17 protein-coding genes and 3 pseudogenes are annotated in these 16,966 nt (G+C 61.0%); 9 read left to right on the top strand and 11 right to left on the bottom strand.

Going from position 1 to position 16,966, the window contains the following annotated elements:
* The first annotated feature begins 16 nt into the window (after positions 1-16).
* Both ACZ1HK_RS12580 and cbiB read left to right on the top strand, forming a co-directional pair.
* On the top strand, positions 17-256 hold the full coding sequence (locus ACZ1HK_RS12580) for a hypothetical protein (protein ID WP_472628990.1): 240 nt from the start codon (positions 17-19) through the stop codon (positions 254-256).
* Positions 253-1,164, top strand: a complete 912-nt coding sequence (gene cbiB, locus ACZ1HK_RS12575) for an adenosylcobinamide-phosphate synthase CbiB (protein WP_472628989.1) — start codon at positions 253-255, stop codon at positions 1,162-1,164. Before ACZ1HK_RS12580 ends, cbiB begins: the two co-directional genes overlap by 4 nt.
* A gap of 4 nt (positions 1,165-1,168) precedes the next feature.
* Here cbiB and ACZ1HK_RS12570 read toward each other — a convergent pair whose 3' ends face one another.
* From ACZ1HK_RS12570 to ACZ1HK_RS12555, 4 genes are all read right to left on the bottom strand, one after another.
* Positions 1,169-1,987, bottom strand: coding sequence for a DUF2189 domain-containing protein (locus ACZ1HK_RS12570; protein WP_472628988.1), 819 nt, complete (start codon positions 1,985-1,987; stop codon positions 1,169-1,171).
* 181 nt (positions 1,988-2,168) lie between these two features.
* The gene (locus ACZ1HK_RS12565) at positions 2,169-2,396 is read right to left on the bottom strand and encodes a GDCCVxC domain-containing (seleno)protein (protein ID WP_472628987.1); all 228 of its coding nucleotides are present in this window, start codon (positions 2,394-2,396) and stop codon (positions 2,169-2,171) included.
* Entirely contained in the window at positions 2,369-2,641 is a 273-nt protein-coding gene (gene merF, locus ACZ1HK_RS12560; protein ID WP_472628986.1) for a mercury resistance system transport protein MerF, read from the bottom strand. The genes ACZ1HK_RS12565 and merF overlap by 28 nt, the downstream gene beginning before the upstream one ends.
* A 167-nt stretch (positions 2,642-2,808) precedes the next feature.
* Positions 2,809-3,435 (bottom strand): outer membrane protein, encoded by a 627-nt coding sequence (locus ACZ1HK_RS12555; RefSeq protein ID WP_472628985.1) that lies wholly within the window; start codon positions 3,433-3,435, stop codon positions 2,809-2,811.
* A 228-nt stretch (positions 3,436-3,663) separates the two neighbouring features.
* On the opposite strand from ACZ1HK_RS12555, the gene ACZ1HK_RS12550 reads away from it, so the two are divergent.
* On the top strand, positions 3,664-4,842 hold the full coding sequence (locus ACZ1HK_RS12550) for a lytic murein transglycosylase (protein WP_472628984.1): 1,179 nt from the start codon (positions 3,664-3,666) through the stop codon (positions 4,840-4,842).
* A gap of 61 nt (positions 4,843-4,903) precedes the next feature.
* A complete protein-coding gene (locus ACZ1HK_RS12545) occupies positions 4,904-5,734 on the top strand; it encodes a ParB/RepB/Spo0J family partition protein (RefSeq protein WP_472628983.1) in 831 nt (276 codons plus the stop codon).
* Positions 5,735-5,818: 84 nt separating this feature from the next.
* On the opposite strand, the gene ACZ1HK_RS12540 is transcribed toward ACZ1HK_RS12545, so the two are convergent.
* The 6 genes and pseudogenes from ACZ1HK_RS12540 to ACZ1HK_RS12515 form a co-directional block, all read right to left on the bottom strand.
* Complete coding sequence (locus ACZ1HK_RS12540) at positions 5,819-6,364, bottom strand: SLATT domain-containing protein (protein WP_472628982.1); 546 nt, start codon at positions 6,362-6,364, stop codon at positions 5,819-5,821.
* A 19-nt stretch (positions 6,365-6,383) separates the two neighbouring features.
* Positions 6,384-7,021 (bottom strand): annotated as a pseudogene (locus tag ACZ1HK_RS12535) (nucleotide-binding domain-containing protein).
* A 74-nt stretch (positions 7,022-7,095) separates the two neighbouring features.
* Positions 7,096-7,656: an SMODS domain-containing nucleotidyltransferase gene (locus ACZ1HK_RS12530; protein ID WP_472628981.1), complete on the bottom strand. Its 561-nt coding sequence runs from the start codon at positions 7,654-7,656 to the stop codon at positions 7,096-7,098.
* A 289-nt stretch (positions 7,657-7,945) separates the two neighbouring features.
* A pseudogene (locus ACZ1HK_RS12525) lies at positions 7,946-11,402 on the bottom strand (chromosome segregation SMC family protein).
* Positions 11,403-11,650: 248 nt separating this feature from the next.
* Positions 11,651-11,872, bottom strand: a complete 222-nt coding sequence (locus ACZ1HK_RS12520; RefSeq protein ID WP_472628980.1) for a helix-turn-helix domain-containing protein — start codon at positions 11,870-11,872, stop codon at positions 11,651-11,653.
* Positions 11,872-12,414, bottom strand: a complete 543-nt coding sequence (locus tag ACZ1HK_RS12515) for a DUF2975 domain-containing protein (RefSeq protein ID WP_472628979.1) — start codon at positions 12,412-12,414, stop codon at positions 11,872-11,874. Before ACZ1HK_RS12515 ends, ACZ1HK_RS12520 begins: the two co-directional genes overlap by 1 nt.
* Positions 12,415-12,486: 72 nt before the next feature.
* Here ACZ1HK_RS12515 and ACZ1HK_RS12510 point away from each other — a divergent pair, with 72 nt between their 5' ends.
* The 3 genes and pseudogenes from ACZ1HK_RS12510 to rlmH all read left to right on the top strand — a co-directional run bounded on the left by ACZ1HK_RS12510 (position 12,487) and on the right by rlmH (position 14,011).
* The gene (locus ACZ1HK_RS12510; RefSeq protein WP_472628978.1) at positions 12,487-12,999 is read left to right on the top strand and encodes a hypothetical protein; all 513 of its coding nucleotides are present in this window, start codon (positions 12,487-12,489) and stop codon (positions 12,997-12,999) included.
* A 121-nt stretch (positions 13,000-13,120) separates the two neighbouring features.
* Entirely contained in the window at positions 13,121-13,537 is a 417-nt protein-coding gene (gene rsfS / locus ACZ1HK_RS12505; protein WP_368476793.1) for a ribosome silencing factor, read from the top strand.
* A 7-nt stretch (positions 13,538-13,544) separates the two neighbouring features.
* Positions 13,545-14,011 (top strand): annotated as a pseudogene (rlmH, locus tag ACZ1HK_RS12500) (23S rRNA (pseudouridine(1915)-N(3))-methyltransferase RlmH).
* Positions 14,012-14,067: 56 nt separating this feature from the next.
* On the opposite strand, the gene ACZ1HK_RS12495 reads toward rlmH, so the two are convergent.
* Positions 14,068-14,877, bottom strand: a complete 810-nt coding sequence (locus ACZ1HK_RS12495) for an ABC transporter permease (RefSeq protein ID WP_472628977.1) — start codon at positions 14,875-14,877, stop codon at positions 14,068-14,070.
* A gap of 105 nt (positions 14,878-14,982) precedes the next feature.
* Between ACZ1HK_RS12495 and ACZ1HK_RS12490 the strand changes: the two genes are divergently transcribed.
* Both ACZ1HK_RS12490 and ACZ1HK_RS12485 read left to right on the top strand, forming a co-directional pair.
* Entirely contained in the window at positions 14,983-16,227 is a 1,245-nt protein-coding gene (locus tag ACZ1HK_RS12490) for a KpsE/RkpR family capsule polysaccharide export protein (protein ID WP_472628976.1), read from the top strand.
* 13 nt (positions 16,228-16,240) lie between these two features.
* Positions 16,241-16,912 carry an ABC transporter ATP-binding protein gene (locus ACZ1HK_RS12485; RefSeq protein ID WP_472628975.1) on the top strand — a complete coding sequence of 224 codons (672 nt, stop codon included), beginning with the start codon at positions 16,241-16,243 and terminating at the stop codon, positions 16,910-16,912.
* Positions 16,913-16,966: the final 54 nt, after the last annotated feature.

Below are 16,966 nucleotides of genomic sequence, written 5' to 3'. Positions count from 1 at the left end.
TGGGCCGCGCAGACGCATGGCCCGGCTCGAGGTCGACACAGAACGCCTCGACGCCCTGATCACCGCCCAGGGCGCGACCCTTGTCGGCGGCACGACGCTCTTTCGCACCTACGCTGTCCGCAATGCCGCCGCCCTCCAAACCCAACTCGCGGCGTCCCACATCTGGACCCGCATCTTCCCCTATTCCGACGGCTGGATCCGTTTCGGCCTTCCGGGGACCGAGGCCCATTGGGCCCAACTCCAAGCCGCCCTATGACCGCCCCCGCCATCCTCGCCGCCGCGCTGATCCTCGACGCCCTGCTTGGCGAGCCCAATTGGCTTTGGTCCCGCGCGCCTCATCCCGCCGTCCTCATGGGTCGCCTCGTGGGCTACTGTGACCGGACATTTAACCAAGGCAATGCCCGCAAACTCAAAGGCATCGCCGTCACAGCCGCCCTTTCCGCCCTTGCCATCACCCTCGGCCTGCTGATCCAGAGCCTCCCCCTCGGCTGGCTCTGGTCCCTGATCCTGACCGCCATCCTCCTCGCTCAACGCAGCCTGACCGAGCACGTCACCGCCGTCGCCGATGCCCTCCGCGTCTCCCTCCCCGAAGGCCGCCGCGCTGTCTCCATGATCGTCGGGCGCGACCCCGAGGCGCTCGACCAGCCCGCCGTCGCCCGCGCCGCCATTGAAAGCGCGGCTGAGAACCTCTCCGACGGCGTCATCGCCCCCGCCTTCTGGTTCCTCGTTGCGGGCCTGCCCGGCATCCTCGCCTACAAGATCATCAACACCGCAGATTCCATGATCGGCCACCGCACTGAACGCCACGAGCAATTCGGTTGGGCCGCCGCCCGCCTCGACGATATCCTCAACTACATCCCCGCCCGCCTCACGGCCCTCCTGATCGCAGTCACGACCAAACTGAGCGCCCTCAAGATCGCCGCCCAAGACGGCCCCAAACACCGCTCCGTCAACGCCGGCTGGCCCGAAGCCGCCATGGCCGCCGCCCTTGGCCTCTCCCTCTCCGGCCCGCGCGCTTACGGCGGTGAAATGACCAACGACCCCCCGATGAACGCAGACGGCACGCGCGACGCGACACCGGGCGACATCGCAGCGGCAGTCTCGGTGCTGTGGCGGGTGTGGGCGCTGCTGCTGGTGATGGTCACCGCCCTGGCGCTGGTCTAACGCCTCACCCTCCACCGGCGCCAAGACCCGCCGGTACAAATGCCATGTCGCGTGCCCGAGGATCGGCAACGTAAAGATCAGACCCAGAAAGGCGGGCACCAGCGACAGCACCATCGTGACCGAGACGATCGCCGCCCAGCCCAGCATCACCACCGGGTTTTCCACAACAGCCGCGAACCGACGTCACCATCGCGGTCACGAAATTCGTCTCCCGGTCCAGCAACATCGGCATCGCAATCACCGTCACCGCAAACAGAACCGCTGACAAAGCCGCGCCAACCACGGTGCCCACGGCAAGGAAGGTCCAGCCCTCCGGCGTGAAGAAGACCACATTCAGAAAGCCCTCGAAATCCGAGAAGGCGGAATTCTGCAGGATCAGCGCCAACCAAAGCCGGATCTGGTAAACCCACACCCAGAAGACGAACAGCGTGACAAACGCCATCCAGCCCATCTCGCGGTTCCTTTGGTTGGCCATAACCGTCAGGATCTCGGACCAGCCGAAAGGCTCACCCCGCTCCATCCGGCGCGACATTTCGTAAAGCCCCGCTGCCGCGAATGGTGCGACCAGCGGAAAGCCCACGGCGGCTGGAATGATCATCCACAGCATCTCAAGCCAGACGAGGCACCAGACGTAGAAGATACCGAACATCGCGTAGAACAGCCCAAAGAAGCCACTCATCATGGGCCGCGCCAGAAAGTCGGAAAACCCGGCTTTAAGGGACGCGCGAATGTCTTCAGCGGTGACGGCATTCACACGCGGTATCTCATGCCGATGCGGCGTCAGATCTTTCGGTGGTGTGGAACCTGCGGAACCGGACGTCATGTCATATCCTTCCAAGGCATGGCACCGCCCCGGTCATGTGTCACACGGCCCGGCGGTGATACTGACATCGCGCTTCCATGGGCGATCCTGCATCAGGTAGGTCATCAGAACAAGGTTGGGCTAAATCGCTCGTTCCTGCATCGGGGCGATCCACCCAGCCCCCTGCCAAACAGACCGGCGCTCAAGAACAGCAGGACACTCCGTTCTGGATCGGCGGGCACGCAACATCCCCGTAGGAACAATAAACGCAGCAATCCCCTTCGCGCGGGCGCAGCACAACGCGGCAGGACGTGCATTGGTAAAACCATTGGCAGGCATCCGTCGGCATCGTCTCCGGCTCAGCATGCCCGCATTCAGGGCAGGTGAGCGTCGATACCAAGGTCAACTCCGTCGCGTCTTTCGCCACCATGCGTACCCCGTCAGGAGAAGGAACCCGGCCAGAAGCGGCAACAGGATCGCGTCATTGTACAGGACTCCAAGCAGCCCAGTCATCCCAAGTGCGCCAAGCACGATCGGCAAAAGCGGCGTGAAACAACACAGCGCGGCAAGGATCGCCCCGACAATTCCTACGATCAGCAGTTTGTTGTTCAGCGCTCTCGCTCCAGCTTGGATGTTGAATGGATCATAAGTGCAGCGGCAACAGAAAGATACCAACGCGCGACCCCGTCACCCAATCCGCACGTCCTTGCCCGCAAACCTACCTGCGACTGGCCTCGCCAAAACCGTCCTTTCGAAGGCACCCAGCAGGTCAATATCTGGCAGAAGACCTGACCCGGTCCGAAGCGCCATGAAACAACCGGGCTGAAACGGCGAACAGGCGATCAGAAGGTAATGGCTATACCCAATTCAAGCGTTTCCAGGTCGAAGTCGGGCAAAGGTATCGGCCCATCATCATAGAACTCGTAGACCGTCCACTGGGCTCCGACGAGCAGGTTGTCGAACACCTGAAAATCTGCACCGACCCCGAAAAACATGCCTTGTCGGTTAGTAAAAGTGGTTGGGAATTCGATGTACGCTGATGCTGTGCCTGCCGTTCCATAAGCCAGGATGCGGCCGAAGTCGTACCCCACCTCCGCGCCGAGCCGGTTGATCCTGACGTCTGGCCCTCCGCCAGTCACGATGACGCCCGGCGCCACAGTGTCTCTGGGCAAAGCGCCGGACAAGGATGCAACCTCAAGACCCACAACAATGTCACCAAAGTCGTGGCGTATGCCGCCAAAGATGCCAGAGAGATCGCCTTCAAAATCCGCCACGAAACCAGACGTTTCGAGGGATTCGTCAAGATGTGCATTTGCGCTGTACGTGACACCGACATAGGCACCTGACCAACTGTTGTCCCCAACCGTGGTCGGTGCCGCGGCAACTGGCGCTGCAGGCGCGACTCCCCCGGCGAAGGCCGGCCCAATCGAAACTGCGACGGCCAAAGAGAATGCAAGGCAAGTGCGCACGGTAAGTCTCCTGCTAGGTACGGCATTAATAGCCGCATTCACGTCGGTTGGCGCGGGATACCAATGCGTTGACCTCATCTATAGTGGCTTACACGCCACATCTGTGCGGATTGTCTAAAAGATGGCCGCGGCCTCGTTATGCCGCCTCGGCGGTTTTTCCACCCCCTTGCTTCACACCCCCGCCCTGTATCTTCCCGCGCAAGCACTTCACCAAAAGGGTCTTTTTTCATGCGCCGTTTCCTCGTTCCGCTGCTTCTTTCCCTAACCCTCGGCACCACCGCGACCGCCCAACAATGCGGCGGGGATTTCGGTCAGTTCGTGCAAGGCCTCCGCGCCGAAGCGGCTGAGCGTGGCCACAGCCAAGAGGCCATCGACGGCTTCTTCCGCCATGCGTCCTACTACCAACGCGCGCTCGATGCCGACCGCCGCCAGGGCATCTTCACCGTCCCATTCACCGATTTCGCACGCCGCCTGATCAGCCAAAACCGAATGGATGCGGGCCGCCGCAACGCCGACCGTCAAGCCGCCACCTTCAACGCCATCCAGGAACGCTTCGGCGTCTCCCGCGGCATCCTTCTGGCCTTCTGGGCGTTCGAGACCGACTACGGCGCCTTCCAGGGCGACTACAACACGCTCGACAGCCTCGTGACCCTCGCCCACGATTGCCGCCGCCCCGAACTGTTCCGCCCCGAGGTCTTCGGTGCCCTCGAACTCTTCGAACAAGGCGATTTCGACCCCGTGAACACCGTCGGGGCCTGGGCCGGGGAAATCGGCATGGTCCAGATGCTCCCCGAAGACATCGTGAATTTCGGCATCGACGGCGACGGCGACGGGCAGGTCAATCTGCAAACCTCCGCGCCCGATGCCCTCCTCTCCGGTGCCAACATCCTCTCCTCCCTCGGCTGGCGCGCCAACGAGCCCTGGCTCGTCGAAGTCACCCTTCCCGCCGACCTCGACTGGTACCAGACCGGCGTCCACACCACCCGCTCCGTGGCGGAGTGGGAGGCTGACGGCGTCCGCGCCCGTGCCGGTGGCACCCTGCCCATGTCGAACGCCCAGGCCTCCATCGTCATCCCGCAAGGCCGCAACGGCCCCGCCTTCATCGCCTACCCGAACTTCAACGTCCTTTTCGAATGGAACCAGTCCTTCACCTACGTCCTGACCGCCGCCTATTTCGCCACCCGCCTCGAAGGCGCGCCCGTCTTCGACGCCCGCAACCCCGACGCGGGCCTCAACGGCGACCAGATGCGCCGCCTGCAGGAACTCCTCGCCGCCCGCGGCCATGACGTGGGCCGGATCGACGGCATCCTCGGCGCCGGCACCCGTGCCGCAGTGCGTGAGGAACAGCGCCGCCTCGGCCTGCCCGCCGACGCCTGGCCCACCACCGCGCTCCTCAACGCGCTTTAACCTCTCGCTAACCCAACCAGTCGATCCTGCTTGCCCTCCAATGCTCGCAGGATCGACACCCATGCCCGACATCCACCAAATCCCGCTGAACGACATCGACGAACACGCCCTCCCCCGCGACCGCGACGCCCTCGACGCGACCGACCTCTCCGACCTCACCCTCTCCATCGCCGCCCACGGCCTCCGCATGCCGATTGAGGTCTTCCCCGCCACCGGCCCCAAACCCTACGGCCTCATCTCCGGCTTCCGCCGCCTCGCCGCCCACCGCGAGCTCACCCTCGACACCATCCGCCAACCCGCCGACATCCCCTCACGCCCTCGCTCAGCCATGATCGAGGAAAACGAAATCCGCGCCGACATCACCCCGTGGGAACGCGCCAAAATCGTCCTCACCGCCATCGAGCACGGCCATTTCGACACCATCGACGCGGCCCTCCCCCGCCTCTACCCCACCTACGACCGCAACCGCATCTCCCGCCTCCGCGCCATCGACCGAGGTGATTGCCCATTTCGGCGACCACGCCCTCACCGACCCGCGCAGCGCTCTCCCAACGCCAAGCTCACCCGCCTCGCCACCAACCTTGCGCGCCGGGATCGGGAGACACCATGCTCGTCGCCCTGCAGGAATCCTCCGACAAATCCCCGGCGACGCAATGGAGCCTTCTGTCGGCCATCATCGGACGACGCCGAGGCCGAGGCCAAAGCCCCCAAACTCCACTACAAACCCGGCCAGCCGAAATACCACCGCCGCGTTCAAGACGACCTGACAGTGCGCCGAGAGCGCACGAAAGACGGCTGGACCCTCCGGTTCACGGGACGGACAGCGAAGGGTCCACTGATGGAGAACATCATGGATTATGTGGAGGACATGTTCGGTAATCGGCAGCGGTGACGGCTATGCAGGGCACCAATCTTGCCAAGCGACGGCCGTGCGGTCAAAGGCCTGCAGGCTTAGCGAACGATTACATGTCCGACGTCAACTACGTCTACGGAGACCAACAGGTAGTAGATCGTCGATTTCTTTTTCGGAGAATGACAACTCCCCGTTTTCCTTGAGACCCTTTTGCGCTGCCCTGTAAGCTTTATCATTTGTTTGTGGAACTGTCGCGTATATCTCTGCTAGCTCATTTTGCAATTGATCGCGCTTTTCAACAAGATGTTCGATAGGTTTGAAATCAAGATCAACCAATAGAGACTGGTACGATTCCCTAATTGGCCAAATTTTCGCTGCTGCCTCCGCGTGCCGCTGCGCAAGGGCGCCAAGATCGAACTCTCGTAGATATGCGGTCCAATACAGAGTGAATAAGGCAATTATAGCCACAGCTACCTCGAGTAGCTTTTCATCCACAAAAACGACGCTGACCGCACCAGAGCCCGTTGTGGCAGTCAAAAGCAACTTAAATGCTTTTGCCAAGTTGAACTTCGTCAAACACTGATCAGCCATCTTTGCGTGGCATTTATGAGTATAGACTGTTCGTCCGTAGAGTTCACGAATTTGATCTTCAAATTTATTTTTGTCCATTGGGCCTACCCCTGTCAGATCATGCGATTGGTACTAAAATTTCATCCCGAGCAACTACGACACCTTGTCTAACGGCGTACACTTCCACGACGTGCTCTCCCCTAAAGCTTGTTCGTTCAACTTTGCATCGGTCTCCATTGTCCGGTACAATTTGGCCGCGAATTTCGTCTCGTCTCTCTGCCACCGGTCCGGTATTGAGGACCTTCCAATAGATCACGCAGCCAATAGGTAAACTGTCTCTAATTATCTCGAACTTCAGCTTTTTCTTTGGTTGAAGGGAGTGCCTCGTGTCAACATTTCACGCAGTGTTGCAACGCGAAATCCGTCCTGTGAGACGGTACAATCCAACTCAATATTGTATCGAATATCGACAGGAAACTTGTCCTCGATAAACTCTTCCGTTTGCCGGAAGACTACATCATATGCCGCCTTTTCGAGCTTTTGTGGGGCAGGGTATGCCTTGCCAAAGACCTTGCGCCATCTTGTCCGACGACTCGCTTCGGTTGTCGCTGAAATCGCATCGAGACTAAGCTCGTAAGCTTTGGCGGCTTTCTTTTGGAATTTTTTCCTTACTTTGACGTGCTGTTTGCTACCAAGCGCCTGATAATATGATTTGTCTTGCTCATCCTTGAGATACTCAAAGAAATCCCGCGACATAAAATCGTACCAAAGCCAGCCCTTTTCATCATACTCTTCTGTCGAGCAAAGGAAGTTGTAGGCCAATGTATCGATCAACAGGCCACCCATCGCCACGCCATGCTTGTTTTTCCATGCTCTCGCCATCTTACAAAGTCGGCGAAGGTTCCGGTTTTTTCCTCATTTTTACTTTTGATTTCGTCGATCTCTAGCCGGGGCTTCGTAGTCTTCCACGCACCAGAGCCATAGGTGTCTGGATACGTAAAACTACCATCTTCCTGTTCAAAAGCAGGTTGAACTTCTACGTGGAAGTCAGTGTATTCGGCTCGAACAACGCAGCGATCAACCTTGACTGTTGTAGTCGGATAGCGGCTGGAAATCGCTGACTTAGTGTCGTTCAGTAGCCTAGTCTGCCCACCATCCTTGTAATTGTCCCATGCGCTCTTTGGCATGATGAAAATCATGTCGAGATCAGAAATGCCCTTTATTCCCGTCCACCTTCCATAAGACCCAATCTGAAGCCGGTAGTTGGTTTTCGAATCCGTCTCTCGGAATTTCTTATTCAAGGCATTTGTGATTTCGCCGTAGCGAAGGGAAAACTTGTCTTGGCGGACAATCTTGAGGTTGCTCAAGAGGTTCTCGAATTCCTCAGCCACACTCATAGCCTGCTCTCCAACACCGAATCTCTACACTAAAAAGTTCTCATCTTGTTCTACTTTAGTTTTTGAAATGTTTCCATCTTTGTCATTGCTTTTAGAACAGAAAGTGAAGTCGCTACGCCAGCAGGGATGACGCTCAGATGTGTGTAACCATTTTCTGAAAAGAAGAACACAAAGCGGAAACCTTGCAAGGTCAGAGAACAACCCTAACAAAACCTTAACGCCAAACCCAAAAACCAGCAATCCCAAACACTTAACCCCTCTGCTCACGCGTGAGCAGACACCCTCAGGCCACCAGGGCCTCGGCCTTTTTCAGGTCCACCGACACCAGCTGGCTCACCCCCTGCTCGCCCATCGTCACGCCGAACAGGCGGTCCATGCGGGCCATCGTGACCGCGTGGTGGGTGATCGTCAGGAACCGTGTATCCGTCTGGCGGGTCATCTCGTCGAGCATGTCGCAGAACCGGTTCACGTTGGCATCGTCCAGCGGCGCGTCGACCTCATCGAGCACACAGATCGGCGCCGGGTTCGCCAGGAACACCCCAAAGATCAGCGCCAGCGCCGTCAACGTCTGCTCGCCCCCGACAGCAGCGACAGCGTCGAGAGTTTCTTGCCCGGCGGCTGACACAGGATCTCCAGCCCCGCCTCCAGCGGGTCGTCCGATTCCACCAGCACCAGCCGCGCTTCTCCGCCCCCAAAGAGGTGCGTGAACAGCTTCGAGAAGTTCGCGTTCACCTCGTCGAACGCCTTCAACAACCGCTCGCGCCCTTCCTTGTTCAGCGAGGCAATCCCCGTCCGCAGCTTCGCAATCGCCGCCTCAAGGTCCTCTTTCTCGGTCAGAAGCCCGTCATGCTCCTCCCGAACCTCCCGCGCATCCTCCTCGGCCCGCAGGTTCACCGCGCCCAGACGCATCCCGCTGACGCCGCAACCGCATGACATCCGCCTCGATCCGGTCGAGCGACGGCAAAGGCTCCGGCAAATCGCCCAAGGACTCTCGCAATGCCTCCGGCGACATCTCCGTATCCTCGGCGATCCGCTCCGCCGCCGCCTGCACAGCCTCCGCCGCCGCATCCCGCCGCGCCTCGGCCGCAGCCCGCCCTTCACGCGCCTCAGAGGCCGCGCGCTCCGCATCCCGCTCCGCCGCTGTCGCCGCCCGCAGGTTCGACTCGCCCACCGACAAAGCATCCGCCGCCGCCGCCTTCCGCATCTCAGCCTCGGTGATCTGAATTGCCAGAGTTTCGCGCCGCTCCGCGATTTCCCCAGGCTTCTGCTTGGCATCCGCTAGCGCAACCTCAGCCTCACCGCGCCGCTTCTCAAGCTCGGCGAGCCGCGTCGCTGCATTCGTCAAACGGTTCTGCCAGGTGGTGATCTCCTGACCGATCTTCGTGATGCGAGAGACGCGGTCCTCACCATCGCGCTTCACCTCATCAAAGGCGGCGCGTTTGGCCAGCATCGTCATCCGTGCGGCTTCGACGGTGGTTTTCACATCGGCCAGCTTCTGACGCACGGCCTCCAGATCATCCAACTCTGCCAAGGCATCCTGCGCCCGAACCAACTCAGCGCGCGCCGTCTCAGCCTCTTCTGCATGGCGGGCCGCTGTCAGCCGCAAAGTCTCAAGCTTGCCATCCAGCACACTCTGATCCGCCTCAGCTCGCGCAGCAGCGCGGCTGGCTTGGCTCAACTGCGTTTCAGCGTCGCGCCGGGCGGTGCGGGCGGCCTTGTCGGCCTCGGTCAGATCCGCGAGGCGCATGGTGGCGGCTTCGTGTTTTTCAACTTCCGCATCCGCAGCGGCGCGGGCCTTGCGTTGCTCAGCCTGCAACTCCGTCAAGCGGTTGGCCTGTTCCAGACGGCGCGCTGCCGTCGAAACGGCATCCGCGGCGGCGACGGCGAACCCATCCCACCGCCAGAGGTCGCCTTCACGGCTGACAAGGCGCTGGCCGGGCTGGAGAAGCGGCTGCAGGCGCGGACCGTCAGCCACATCGATGATGCCGATCTGGGAAAGTCGGCGCGACAGGATTGCCGGTGCGGTGGTGACGTCAGTTGCCGGTTGCGCACCTGTTGGCAGCGGCGCAGCGCCGTCGTAGCCGGGCAAATCGGACCAGCCGGAGGCCCCAGGCGTTTCGGCGCGCGCGGCTTTGAGATCGTCGGACAAAGCGGCACCGATTGCGGCCTCAAACCCCGGAGAAACGCTAACCTCATCAAGGACTTGGCCGCCATCGCCCCGCTCGCGCTCCAGCACGCGGGACAGCGCGTTGACCTCGGCGTCGAGCGTTCCGGCTTGGCCTTCGGCCTCGGACCTGGCAGAGCGGGCCTCTGCCTCCGTGGTCTGCGCTTCAGCGCGGGCGGCCTCGGTCGAAAGGAGCGCCTCTTCCGCACGGGCTGCAAGATCGGTGGCGGCGGTCAGGGCGTCAGCGGCGTCGGTCGCTTCGCGCTTGAGCCCTTCGAGACGCGTCGCCGCCTCGGACGCGGCGACCTTGGCGTTTTCGGCGTCGGTCTCGTTGCGGGACACCGCCTTTTCAGCTTCGCCAATGCGGCGCTCGATGGCCTGGTGGCGGGCCGCCAGTGCAGCGGATTGTTCCGTGAGATCAGAGAGTTCTGCCTCTTGCCCGGCGAGAACGGATCGCGCGTCGGTGACTTCATCGCGGGCAAGGGCCAGGCGTTCGTCCTGCCCATCTTGTTGGGCCTGAAGCTCCACCCGTTCGGTGCGCAAACGCTCCACGGTTTCGGACGCGTCGGCGTTTAGCGTTTCCTCCCGTTCACGGTCTTTGTCGATTTGCGCGATACGGGCTGTGAGGGTTTCAACGGCGGCTTCGGCGCGGTCGGCTTCGGCGTGCAGCGAGTCGCGTTCGACCATGAGACGTTGGAGGATCGCGGCGGCGACTGCGTCTTCTTCGCGGAGCGGTGGGAGCGCCTCTTCCGCGGCTTCGCGGGCCGTCACGGCATCGCGTGCGGCGGCTTCGGCTTGGGCGGCTGTGGCCAGACCGTTCCGCAAAGCCTCTTCCGCGCGGAGGCGGGCTGCGTCGGCATCGCGCCAGCGCAGGAACAGGAATAGGCCTTCGGCGATGCGCAGCTCGGACCCGATTTCGCGGTAACGGGCCGCCTGTTTTGCCTGCCTTGCCAATGAGTTAAGCTGGCGAGGCGAGTTGTTCGAGCACGTCGTCGATACGGGCGAGATTGGTCTCGGCCGCTTTCAATTTCAGTTCTGCTTCATGGCGGCGCTGATAGAGGCCGGAGATGCCGGCGGCCTCTTCAAGCACGCGACGGCGCGCCTTGGGGCGGGCGTTGATCAGCTCGGCAATCTGGCCCTGACGGACGAGCGCGGGGCTGTGCGCGCCGGTGGAGGCATCGGCAAAAAGCATCGACACATCGCGGGCGCGGACGTCTTTTCCGTTGAGTTTATAAGCACTTCCGGCGTCCCGGGTGATGCGGCGGACGATGTCGATTTGGTCTTCATCGTTGAACCCTGCGGGGGCCAGACGGTCCTCGTTATCGATCTGCAGCGACACCTCGGCAAAGTTACGAGCAGGGCGCGTGGCGGCACCGCCGAAGATCACGTCTTCCATGCCTGCGCCGCGCATCGCAGTGGGGCGATTTTCGCCCATCACCCAGCGTAACGCCTCAAGAAGATTGGATTTTCCGCAGCCGTTGGGACCCACAACGCCCGTCAGACCATCGGCAATCACGAGGTCCGTGGGGTCGACGAAGGATTTGAATCCATTGAGCCTGAGCTTGGTAAACCGCACGGGATGCCTGCCTGTATTCTTCGATTCTTGGGTCGGGAGAGTTTCCGGATCGCTCTGCGGTGAGTCAACAGCGGCACGCTTCATCTCGCGTGTTTCGGCGGGTTATCCCCAAGATATGCGGGTCGTGGGCAAATATATGATAGCGTCGACCCAGTGGCCCAAGCCCGGTGGGAACTGTGACCATCTGGTCAGACATGCGTCCATCTGGTCACATTTTTCCGGAAAAAAGCGTCCATCTGGTCACAGTTTCAGTTGGGCGCTTCGTTTCCTGCGACCGCCTCGAGCAGGTCACCTGGCTGGCATTCGAGCACCTCGCAGATCTTCGCCAGGGTTTCGAACCGGATGCCCTTCACCTTGCCGCTTTTGAGAAGGCTCAGATTTTGTTCCGAAATGCCGATCTGTGCCGCAAGCTCCCGGCTTTTCATCTTGCGCAGGGCAAGCATGACATCGAGTCGGACCACGATTTCCACTAGATAAACCCACGATTGTCTTCGGCGATGCGTGCCGCTTCGCCCATGACCCAGCCGATGACCACGATCAACCCTCCGCCAAGAAAGAAGCCGATGTCACCCTGCGAGAAGGTGATGACGACGGTTTGCGGCCCGGTTTCATTCACCATGGTGAGCAAAAGCACGATCACAATGTTCGACAGCACCCCCGCCAGTCCGATGTAGATGAGGCCCTGGCCGCAATGTCGAATGCGGGTGGCGCAGCGATCGCTGATGGTTTCTCCGTCGAGATAGAGGCTGAACAGTCCGCGCATCTGCCACAGGACGTAGAATATGAGCAGGACGCTGACGGCCTGTATTGCGCGCACCAGGATGAGGGTCCAAACCGGCACGACGCTTGGAAGAACGTAGTCGGCAAATTCCCGCTGGAGGGCGGGTTCACCAGCCAGACCCGTCGCAATGGCATAGATAAAGAAGGCCGGCATGAGGATCAGACAGGCCGTGCAGATGAGCTTGAGAACCCGTGCAAGGCGTTGAATGCGACGGAACGTTCGTTCGTTCATTTTTCGACTCCAAACATCATAAGTTTCATGTTTTACATTAAAAACTCATTTTGAAAAGAGGAATCACTTCACATGTCGAAAACTGATCTTCGTGCGGCCCTTCTGGGGACCGTAATAGCAGCGCTTTGCCTGCCGGCTTCGGCGACGGAACCGGATCCGATCACGGCGGACCCTGCGGATTTCGTGGCTCGGCTTTCCATGCCTGACAGCGTGGACGTGGCGGAGGGCGGCGTTGTGGCGACCCTGTCGGCTGTGCTGCCTGATACGGGGCAGCGCTTTGTCGAACGCTACATTCTGCGACCTGCGCAGGAGCCGGGGCATTTCGTGTTCTCAACCACGGACCGTGTGCGCGTGGCGCGGCAGCAGGGATTGATCCGGCAATATATGGATGCGGGCATTGATGTGGACGGCAGCTTTTCAGTCACGCTGGATCCTTGTGTGACGGGCCTGGGCCAACCGCGCCGCGCGCGTGTCTCCATCGATTTGCAGGCAGATCAGGAGAGCGGTTTCATCAACGTCGTTGATGACATGCGTCTGCGGCGGTTGATCGGGCACTCTATCAGCGAGCTGCAACCCTGTTCATGAGAAAGGATGCGGTCCTGTCAGGTCACAGGGCCGCATCAATTCCGCGACACTCCGTTGAGATGCCCATTTGGTGCTGTTATATTACTGGTATCCGGCGCCGGGCGATTCAGGCGCATGAACCATGGAGGATAAGGTCCTGACCGGACTTACTCAGGCGGCACCAACGGCCGCACCCAGCGCACGCCATGCGCGCCCAGAGCCGACTTACTCCAGCGAGGAGCTGTTGAAGCGGATCCTGACCTCTCTTGATGAAGACAAGGCCGAAGACGTTGTGCAGATTGATCTGCGCGGCAAGTCGTCGATTGCCGACTACATGGTCGTGGCCTCTGGCCGCTCGACCCGGCAGGTTGCGGCGATTTCGGAAAAGCTTGTTGAGCGTTTGAAGGCCGAGTTTGGCCTGCTTGCGAAAATGGAAGGCAAGGATGCGGGCGATTGGGTCCTGATCGACACGGCGGACGTGATTGTCCACGTGTTCCGGCCCGAGGTGCGTGACTTCTACCAGCTGGAAAAGATGTGGCAGCCCCCGGCGGCCACCTGAGGCTTGGATGAAGGTTCATCTTTGCGTCGTCGGTCGCCTGAAAGGCGGGCCGGAAAAGGCGCTGATTGACGAATATCTGGACCGTTTCGACAAGACGGGGCGTGGCCTTGGGCTGACGCTTGGCCGTGTTGTGGAAGTGGAAGACCGCAAGGGCGGTGGCATGGCGGCGGAAGCGGAACTGTTGCGCAAGGCCCTGCCGTGTGAGGCCTTTTGGGTGATGGATGAGCGCGGGGACGTCATGACCTCGCCTGACTTCTCCAGGCGTCTGGGCGCGCAAAGGGATCGTGGGGCCGGGGATCTGGCGATTGTGATCGGTGGGGCCGATGGCACCGACCCGGGCTTTCGCGCGCAGGCCGGGCTGGCGATTTCGTTCGGTAAGATGGTGTGGCCCCATATGCTGGCCCGCGTGATGCTGTCCGAGCAGTTGTATCGAGCGGCGTCGATCCTGTCGGGCTCCCCTATCATCGCGTTTGAAGGACAGGAAAACTTGAGTTTTCCTATGGGATTTCTGCAGAAATCCGTGGCGCGCTTCACTGCATCAGGATGTCCTGACGGTGGCGGCGGAGCAGGAGCAGCCCGAAGAAAAGCGGGATAAGCGCCCAGAGCATCACCAAGGTGAAAGACACGTAGTCGGGCTGGTAGGTCGGGTAGACCCCTTGCCGGAACAGAGTGGTGGCGTGGATCCACGGTGTCCACCACAGCACGTCCTGCGCGTTTTGGGGTAGGTCTTCGACGATGAAGAACACCCCGGCGGCCACCAGCAACGGGCGCGAAAGGATGCCCCAGACCTGTGCCCATGCCGGAAACAGGCCCACAAGCGCGCAGTTGAGGGTGCCGTGGCCAAGGCCAAGTATCGCCATCATGAAGAGCGCGCCGAGGATCGGGACAAGGTCGAGCGTGGTGTTCGTTTCCGTCCACCAGATGATGCCGGCCATGGAGATGGCGACGACGCCGATCCCGGTGAGCGTGTTGAGGAAGAAGCGGGCCAGCACCGCGTCGATCCATGACACGGCGGGGTACATCAACAGCGGTTTGGAGAAGGTCAGCGCCAGACTGATATGCTGCTGCAGGTTATTGTAGAGGTAAAAGACCAGATAGCCCGAGGCGTAGAACAGCAGGAATGATGACCCGAGCGGTGGTACGCGGATCAGGAATTGCAGGGCGACGGAGATCACGATGACGGCGCCGATGGGCTCCAACACCGCCCAGACATAGCCACCGGGGGACCGGCCATAGCGCGTCGACATCTCGCGCAGCATGAGCGCAAGCGTTGCGCGCGTTGCACGGGTCAGCTTGCCCGTGGGCAGGGCAGCACGTTGCGGTTGGGCGTGGCTTGTCACGCGGTCCTCACATTTCGGGCGGGGCATTCATCGGGAATTAACGGGACTCAGTATCTATGGCTCTGGTCAACAAGTGATGAATGCACGCTGCAATCTGGGGGCAGAATGTCTGCAAGGCCGAAACCAACGCTGGTCGATGAGGATGGGGCAGCCGCCAGGATTGCAGCGGCGGCCAAGGCTGCGCGGGCCGTCGACCCGGCGCGGGTCATTCAGGTGCGCGCCACGGTTGGGCCCGCGAAAATGCGGTTCCGGCATTGGGGGCAGATATGCTCGTTCCTTCTGTTGGTCGTGGTGCCTTTCGCGTTGGCGGCTTTCTACCTGAACGAGCGGGCGACGCCGCAATATGCCTCGACCGTTGGGTTCACCGTGCGCTCGAACGAGATGACGATGCCGACGGATCTGCTGGGTGGGATCACGCAGCTTGCGGCGGGGCCTGCGAATGTGGATGGCGACATTCTGCATGAATTCATCGAAAGCCAGACCTTGGTGGAACGGTTGTTGGAGCGGCAGGACCTGCGCGCGCATTACGCGCAGACCCACGAGCGGGATCCGATTTTCGCGCTGGCGCCAGATTCCACAATTGAGGAGTTCGTCAGCTATTGGCAGCGGGTTGTCCGGCTGAGCTACGATCAGGCGACCGGGCTGATGGAGTTGCAGGTGCTGGCCTTCGATCCGCAGACGGCACACGGGATCACACAGGCGATTATCGAGGAAAGCCAGGCGCTTTTGAACGAGTTGAACGCGGTCGTGCGCACGGACTCGGTTCGCTATGCCGAGGATGATCTGGCGGTGACGACGCAACGCCTTGTCCGCGCGCGGGAGGATTTGGCGGCGTTCCGGTCACGCACGCAGATCGTGGACCCGGAGATTGATCTGGAAGGAAGGCTGGGGATTCTGACGAATTTCCAGCAGCAACTGGCCGAGGTGCTGGTGGAATACGACCTGCTGAACGCCAATACGAGCAACCCCAACGACACGCGCCTGCAACAGATGCGGCAGCGGATCGAAGCGATCCGGGCGCGGATTGCAGAGGAGCGGGGTACGTTCAATGTGGTGGGTGAGACCGGCCGGGACGAGGCGTATTCCGACCTGATGACGGAATATGAAGGTTTGGTCGTGGCGCGCGAATTGGCGGAGACGACCCATGGGCTTGCTGTTGCCGCGCTGGATCTGGCGCGGACCAATGCGGCCCGGCAAAGCCGGTATCTGGCCGTCTATATTGAGCCGAGCGTGCCGGACGGCCCCGAATATCCGCGCAATGCGATGATCCTGGCGCAGGCGGGGCTGTTCCTGCTGATCACGTGGTCAATCCTTGCGCTGATCGTCTATTCGATCCGGGACCGGCAATAAGGCGGCTTGCCCGATGATCCGGTTCGAGAACCTCACCAAGAGCTTCATGGTCAACGGCACGCGGCGCGTGGTGATCAACAACCTGAACCTGACGATCCCATCGGGGCAGTCGCTGGCCCTGCTCGGGCGGAACGGGGCGGGAAAATCGACGCTGATGCAGATCATCGCAGGCAATATGCGGCCCGATGCCGGGCGCGTGGTCAGCGATGGGTCGATCAGTTGGCCGGTGGGTTTCGCGGGCTCGTTCCATCCGCAACTGACGGGTGCGCAGAACACGCGGTTCATCGCACGCATCTACGGCGTCGATACGGACGAGTTGGCCGACTTCGTGCAGGACTTCGCGGAACTTGGCGCGCATTTCCGGATGCCGGTGCGCACCTATAGCCAGGGTATGCGGTCGCGCCTGACCTTTGGCCTTTCGATGGGGATCGCGTTCGACACCTATCTGGTCGATGAGGTGACGGGGGCGGGCGATGCCTCGTTCCGGCAAAAGAGCAAGGCGGTGTTTCGGGACCGGATGCAAAAGGCCGGGGCGATCATGGTCAACCACAACCTCACTGAGTTGCGGGAATATTGCGACCATGCCCTTGTGCTGGAAGAGGGGCGGTTGCGGTATTTCACCGACCTGGATGAAGCCATCGAGATTCACCAAACAACGTTGCTGCGCCGCCCTGACGAAGCTTAGTCCTTTGCCGTTTTCCAGTTGACGTGCAGCACCGCCGGGCTGGCCTAGGCGAGC

The organism is Gymnodinialimonas sp. JB5-7, assembly GCF_055693405.1.
Note: the sequence above shows the minus strand (reverse complement) of the source record. Positions and strands in the feature narration are given on the sequence as shown.

Excerpts from the sequence above, each read along its gene's own strand:
- ACZ1HK_RS12580 (WP_472628990.1), top strand. The coding sequence starts at position 17 with ATGGCCCGGCTCGAGGTCGACACAGAACGCCTCGACGCCCTGATCACC.
- cbiB (WP_472628989.1), top strand. The coding sequence starts at position 253 with ATGACCGCCCCCGCCATCCTCGCCGCCGCGCTGATCCTCGACGCCCTG.
- ACZ1HK_RS12570 (WP_472628988.1), bottom strand. The coding sequence starts at position 1,987 with ATGACGTCCGGTTCCGCAGGTTCCACACCACCGAAAGATCTGACGCCG.
- ACZ1HK_RS12565 (WP_472628987.1), bottom strand. The coding sequence starts at position 2,396 with ATGGTGGCGAAAGACGCGACGGAGTTGACCTTGGTATCGACGCTCACC.
- ACZ1HK_RS12550 (WP_472628984.1), top strand. The coding sequence starts at position 3,664 with ATGCGCCGTTTCCTCGTTCCGCTGCTTCTTTCCCTAACCCTCGGCACC.
- ACZ1HK_RS12545 (WP_472628983.1), top strand. The coding sequence starts at position 4,904 with ATGCCCGACATCCACCAAATCCCGCTGAACGACATCGACGAACACGCC.
- ACZ1HK_RS12540 (WP_472628982.1), bottom strand. The coding sequence starts at position 6,364 with ATGGACAAAAATAAATTTGAAGATCAAATTCGTGAACTCTACGGACGA.
- ACZ1HK_RS12515 (WP_472628979.1), bottom strand. The coding sequence starts at position 12,414 with ATGAACGAACGAACGTTCCGTCGCATTCAACGCCTTGCACGGGTTCTC.
- ACZ1HK_RS12510 (WP_472628978.1), top strand. The coding sequence starts at position 12,487 with ATGTCGAAAACTGATCTTCGTGCGGCCCTTCTGGGGACCGTAATAGCA.
- rsfS (WP_368476793.1), top strand. The coding sequence starts at position 13,121 with ATGGAGGATAAGGTCCTGACCGGACTTACTCAGGCGGCACCAACGGCC.
- ACZ1HK_RS12490 (WP_472628976.1), top strand. The coding sequence starts at position 14,983 with ATGTCTGCAAGGCCGAAACCAACGCTGGTCGATGAGGATGGGGCAGCC.
- ACZ1HK_RS12485 (WP_472628975.1), top strand. The coding sequence starts at position 16,241 with ATGATCCGGTTCGAGAACCTCACCAAGAGCTTCATGGTCAACGGCACG.